This window comes from Myxacorys sp. (assembly GCF_059501405.1).
Genome location: NZ_JCACCM010000207.1, coordinates 1 through 5,117 on the forward strand (window position 1 = coordinate 1; position 5,117 = coordinate 5,117).

The 5,117-nt window shown below is 51.7% G+C and carries 6 protein-coding genes; all 6 read right to left on the reverse strand.

What is annotated here, in order from left to right:
• Positions 1–50 precede the first annotated feature (50 nt).
• Entirely contained in the window at positions 51–1,082 is a 1,032-nt protein-coding gene (locus tag AC5I6P_RS29630; protein ID WP_495697377.1) for a hypothetical protein, read from the reverse strand.
• A gap of 57 nt (positions 1,083–1,139) precedes the next feature.
• Positions 1,140–1,544, reverse strand: coding sequence for a hypothetical protein (locus AC5I6P_RS29635; RefSeq protein WP_495697378.1), 405 nt, complete (start codon positions 1,542–1,544; stop codon positions 1,140–1,142).
• Complete coding sequence (locus AC5I6P_RS29640) at positions 1,541–2,101, reverse strand: hypothetical protein (RefSeq protein WP_495697379.1); 561 nt, start codon at positions 2,099–2,101, stop codon at positions 1,541–1,543. The genes AC5I6P_RS29635 and AC5I6P_RS29640 overlap by 4 nt, the downstream gene beginning before the upstream one ends.
• A 4-nt stretch (positions 2,102–2,105) precedes the next feature.
• Positions 2,106–3,158, reverse strand: coding sequence for a hypothetical protein (locus tag AC5I6P_RS29645; RefSeq protein WP_495697380.1), 1,053 nt, complete (start codon positions 3,156–3,158; stop codon positions 2,106–2,108).
• Positions 3,080–3,595 carry a hypothetical protein gene (locus AC5I6P_RS29650; RefSeq protein WP_495697381.1) on the reverse strand — a complete coding sequence of 172 codons (516 nt, stop codon included), beginning with the start codon at positions 3,593–3,595 and terminating at the stop codon, positions 3,080–3,082. The genes AC5I6P_RS29645 and AC5I6P_RS29650 overlap by 79 nt, the downstream gene beginning before the upstream one ends.
• The coding region (locus AC5I6P_RS29655) for a DUF3854 domain-containing protein (protein WP_495697382.1) at positions 3,511–5,117 on the reverse strand (1,607 nt) is incomplete at its 5' end. The genes AC5I6P_RS29650 and AC5I6P_RS29655, both read right to left, overlap by 85 nt.

The window sequence follows — 5,117 nt, forward strand, 5'->3', positions numbered from 1 at the left end:
GTCTAAAGGTGAAAGGGTTGACAAGGTTTCTAATAGGTTTAATTGCTGTGTCATGACGCGACCTCCTCAAACAGGCTTAATTGAGTTTTAGTTTCTAGCGTTGCAAAACTTGTTTTTTGATAGGACTCCGTATCTCTCAGGGTGGCGATTTCTGCTTTTACCCAAGCGAGGTTGTGCCGCCAGTAGGGGAGCGTCGCCCCTGCCCTCCTCCAGTCCTTCCAAAGCGCATTGCCAATGAGCGATCTGCTGTCTGTGCTGACCTTAATGCCATAGCAGTCGCACAACCAAAGCAGACTCACCAAGGGCGGATAGAACCCTTGGTGAGGTTTGTACCAAGTGCAGCCGAAAATATGGACTCGACGGATTCCCGCTCCTGCAACGAGCGGCATAATGGCTTGAATCGTTTGGTGAAACACTGGAAGCCATCGCTTTTGCTTGCCCAATATGCACCACCCACCCAAGCCTAGGATGTCTTGGGGTTGGCAATACTCCAGCACCCTCAGAACGCAGTCTCGATATTGATCTGCGTCAACGCCTTGGCAAGACTGCACCAAGACAAAATCCTTCAAATATTGCCGTTGTGAATCAAGGTACTTCGCAGCTTCGACGGTTTGTTCTACTGCCAGCCACGCTTGATCAACTGACCATCGCTCTTTCTTGGGTGTCCCGTTGATGTATTTCTCATCAATCAGGCGATCGTAAGAACTGAGCGCACACCACTGGGGTTTTTCGTGCATCTGAGACAGGGTTTCGAGTTGCCGCACCAGCGCTTGCTCTGAGGTGACTCGACTATTTGTGAGGACGTCGGTAAACGCGCCACTGTCGTATAGCAACCGACACCGAGAAAGTTGGAGATTGCGACAATCTGGTTTTTTGGCGATCGTTGTCTTCTTGCCGCCCTTCGCGCTGGTTCGCACCGGGGACAACTGCACCGAGCCGCAAATATTGTTTTCTTCGCTCTGATAGGTGTTTGATTGAGCATTCGCAAACACTTCAAGGTCTGGATCGAGTGTGCATTGTGCAATCCGTAGGCTTGAGACAGGTAGCCCGCCAAATAAGTCCTGAACCGCTCGCTGACCCAAACGCCAGTCGTTAACGAGTTGACGAGCGCTTGAATGTCGGGAGTGGCTTTTGGCAGACTACCAGTTGTCATCGTCCACCTCCACGATTTTACCACTGAACGCTTGAGCTAAGGATTGTGCCGCTGCTAGCCCATTCTCTTGAACCAAGGACACCCCAAACCACCGCTTACCGTCGGACACAGCGAAGCCGATTGGAATACGCTCAACCGTCAACTGATGCCCGTTTGGAGTGATGTACTTGGCTCGATCGGGTACAGCATCGGGCGTGGCGAGTCGGCATTCGGAGAGCGGGAATGTAACGCCGCCGCCATTTGCCCACGGGTTAAGGAAATAGCTGTCTTTGTTTCTGGCTTTCTTCACGCCTTGAATGGTGAAGAGTGTGCCGGAGCGATGGAGTGCGATCCTTCGGAGCTTGGCAGAGCCAATCGCATTGGGCTTGACCCAGGAAGGAAGGTTGCTCATGGCTCGTCCTCCTCGTAATCGGGACCGCTCGCTGCAAGCATGGCTAACGCTTCAAGAAGTGCCTCCTCTTCAACTGGGTTGCTCTCTAGCTCGCCACGCCAAAAGCCTTCTATGGTCGGGGGATTCTCGCACTCCTCACTGTCGAGCAAATCCCAAAACTCTTCCAGCTTCGGATTGATCGCGTTGTTAATTGATTTAGAGAGGCGAATTCGGAACTGCTCTTTCAGCGAGCCGTAGCTTGAATTTTCCTGGGTTAGCTTATCGGTAAGTGCGTCAATCCACTCCCTCACATCCCCACACCAAAGCGGATAGGCTTCGTCAAAACTGAGCTTGCGATCTTTGACCAAGGCTTGCAACCAAGGCGGCTGCACCTGCCCTGTCGCATCAATCTTGATCGAGAAGACAAAGGCGTCTCTAGCAATGTCGTCTGGTACGAACTCGGCAAAGATCGCCTTTAGCTCTGCCTGCGTTGGCTCCGCGTCACGAGCCAGGAGTTTTAGCCCGTTTGGAATGCCGAAATTTGGATCTAACGCCTTCCGTCGTTTTGCTTCTCCCATGTCACTACGCTGCCTCCCGCCTTAAGGTATTACTTATCAATTCTGGTGACACAACGGACTCATTCCGACTTAGCGTGTCACGCTCCAACCACCGCTCAAACACGTCAGACCGCACGTCCTCAGGCGGAATGAATGTATAGATCCACGGCCTAGGTGCTCCGTTGGCTCCGGTTCTGCGATACCGTGTCAACTTCAAATCGAGCTTTCCGAGAAACTTGTTCGCGATCGCAATCGGTGTGTCTTTTTCAGCGATCGTGATGCCCGTGAGGATTTTGATGTGTTCTGCGTACTGCCTCGCCACCTCAGCCCGCCAAATCATGTCCTCGTCAAAGTTAGAGAACTCACGCCCTGGGTTTTGCAGTTCTGAAATTTTGAGCAATTTGAACAGTTCGGCAACCGTGCCAATCTGCGACTTGCCAAACGTGGGATACCAAAGCTGACCATTGCGAACACTCTTAGACAGGATTTTTGCGTCTCGCCCTTCCAGGAATGGTTGACCTAGAGACAGGTAGTAAGCGAGTTGCATCTGGGGATACCAGCCGTCGTCATCTTTCTGAATCAGGTCAACAGTGACCGGCACGCCGCCATAATTTTTGTGCCGCCTCCACTTGCGATATTGCAGCCGCTCTTGCCGAGTCCTGTTACGCTTTTTCTTCAGAACCTCGCCGTACTCATCGGAGATCAGATCTTCTGCTTGCTCGTCTTGGCACTCACCGCCGTACTCTCGAACGCAAACCTCTTTGAGCCAGGTTACGAAGGCTTTGATTAATGTCTGTTTAGCAGACTGAGGGTTGAGATCGATCGGCAATAGGTCAAACTCGATCAGCGCCGCTGACCAATCCGGTAAATCGTCGCTCTCCTCTAATTCGCCTGGAACAACTGCATAGCCTTCGTTCTGCAATCCACTAATCAGCGCCAGCCGATACTGGTAGCGATCCGCGTTGATCCGACAGGCCATTTCAGCCCACGTGTTCAGTGCTACCTCGTTTGTTTTAAAGTCGCTGTCGTCGTCCCACCAAGCCGAAAGCCTCGCGATCGCGGTCTGAGCAAGCTGCACCTGAGCATCTCGCAATCCGTACTTGGAGGTTGCGCCGTTGGCAACCTTGCCCCTTCCGTAGTTAACAGCCCAAACATGCCGAGGGATGTCGTCGCGAACTCGTGCAAGCGCTTGACGTGCCGAACTGGTGGACGACACTCCCCAAAAACAGCCCCAAACCGAATCGAAGTGATTGCGAATGTCATCGAGACGCCTGATTCAATCGTGGGAGTTGCCAGCACGAGGTCATATTGAGGCAGCATTCCGTCTAACTTGGTGATGCAGCCATAGGCAATATGGTCTGGATCACCGATCGTTTCTGAGTCAATTCGCAGGATGCGCTTGCTGGGAAAGAGTTTGAGAATGAGTTGCTCTAGATTGCGAGCGCTCCACGTTGACCTGGCTTTCTGGCTTTGAGCCACAACGACCAAGCGATCGCCACTGGCAACGGCTCGCATGAGCGCGGCAAGCCATTCTTTAGGAGTGGATTGGTCGTAGTGGTAGCGGTGCGATGATCGGGCTGAAAATGGCGATTAATCAGAATCCAGGGCTTGTGAAATCTTGCTTCGCCTAGGTTCAGCACGAAGTTAACCGCAACGTCGGTTAGATCGGCATCTAGCAAAATCACCTTGCCACTGCCGTTATGAAAGGTTTGAACAAATAGCTGCTGCAACTCCTCTAAAATGGCGAGTCGATGCTGATTCACTTCGGTGTTCGATTCGAGCAAGTGCCAAATCACCTGCTCCGCCTCATCAATAATAATCACGGCGTCTTGCCAGTCTTCAGCGTCAAAGCAAGCCTGAGATTCTGCGTGCAGCGAGTCAATGCAAATCCCGTATCCCTTCGCTGAGGCGGCTCTGGTAACTCCAGCTTCGGTAATGTACGGAATGTTAATGCGAGCGCAAATCTCTTGTGCAAGCTGAACTCGGTGTGAAATCAACAAAACTCGCTGCCCGCGCGCTGCCGCTTCTTCTGCGATCGAAACTAGCATCTCGGTTTTACCCGAACCCTTGGGCGATTTCACGCCGATTAATTTCGGCTGATTACCCAAAATTGAAAATGCGCCTAGCTTGTCTTGGTTCAGTTCAAGCGATGGCTCGTAGGTTAGCTGGCTATAGGTTCGGGTGTGCCAGCAATTGAAATGCAGCGGGACAAGCGTATGGAATGCTTGCGATCCTTGAGCAAGGACAAAATCATCAACCCCTTTTTCAGGTCCAGGCAGCAAAACAACTTCGACCGTGCAGCCAAATTTTACAAATCGCTTGCCGAGTCGCGTCGTTGCTAAATTGAGGTTCTTCTGAACATGCGGCTTGGTTTCGTGGTCAAAGCAGACCCGAATCGAGCGACCTTTGGTTCTAAAAATAGCTAAATCGTCGATCAGGTCTTTGGTTGCTTTGCGATAGCCTCCGAATATACCGGGAAGCGCGATCGCGGCATACCCCAACGTCAGCAAACATCCCGCTTTTTTCTCTCCTTCTGCCAGGATGACAGGGACATTTCGCTCAATCACCCACTGCCAAAAACTGGTTTCGCTGCCGATTTCAATCCCGTGACGGTCTGATATGGCTTGCCAAATGCGACGAGGCACATCCAGCAAGACTAATCGGCTTGTTGTGTCCTTCGGGCTGAGATACTTTGCTGTTTCCCCTTTTTTGTGGTCAACAATCGGGGTGTCAGAGTCGGGTTTGAAGCGTCCCCACTCCATGCGTTGGTAATCATGGCGCGGATCAACTCCATTGACATACCAACCGCGCACCTCTTTCTGAGTTTTATGCCCAAACCGCCTGACTTTCCAATTCAGCAGGTCGGCTAGTTCAAATTCCGCTTCGCGTGAAAGCTCGTCAACAAGTAGATCTGAAACGCTACGGACATTAAGCGCAACGATTTCCGGATCAACGCCGCTGCCTTCAATCCATTCGTGAAGATGTCTTGAATCAATTCGATCGTCGTCATATCGTGAATTCTGTTGTTGTTTTAGGG

Coding starts and splice junctions, on each gene's coding strand:
- AC5I6P_RS29635 (WP_495697378.1), bottom strand. CDS start 1,544: ATGAGCAACCTTCCTTCCTGGGTCAAGCCCAATGCGATTGGCTCTGCC.
- AC5I6P_RS29640 (WP_495697379.1), bottom strand. CDS start 2,101: ATGGGAGAAGCAAAACGACGGAAGGCGTTAGATCCAAATTTCGGCATT.
- AC5I6P_RS29650 (WP_495697381.1), bottom strand. CDS start 3,595: ATGCGAGCCGTTGCCAGTGGCGATCGCTTGGTCGTTGTGGCTCAAAGC.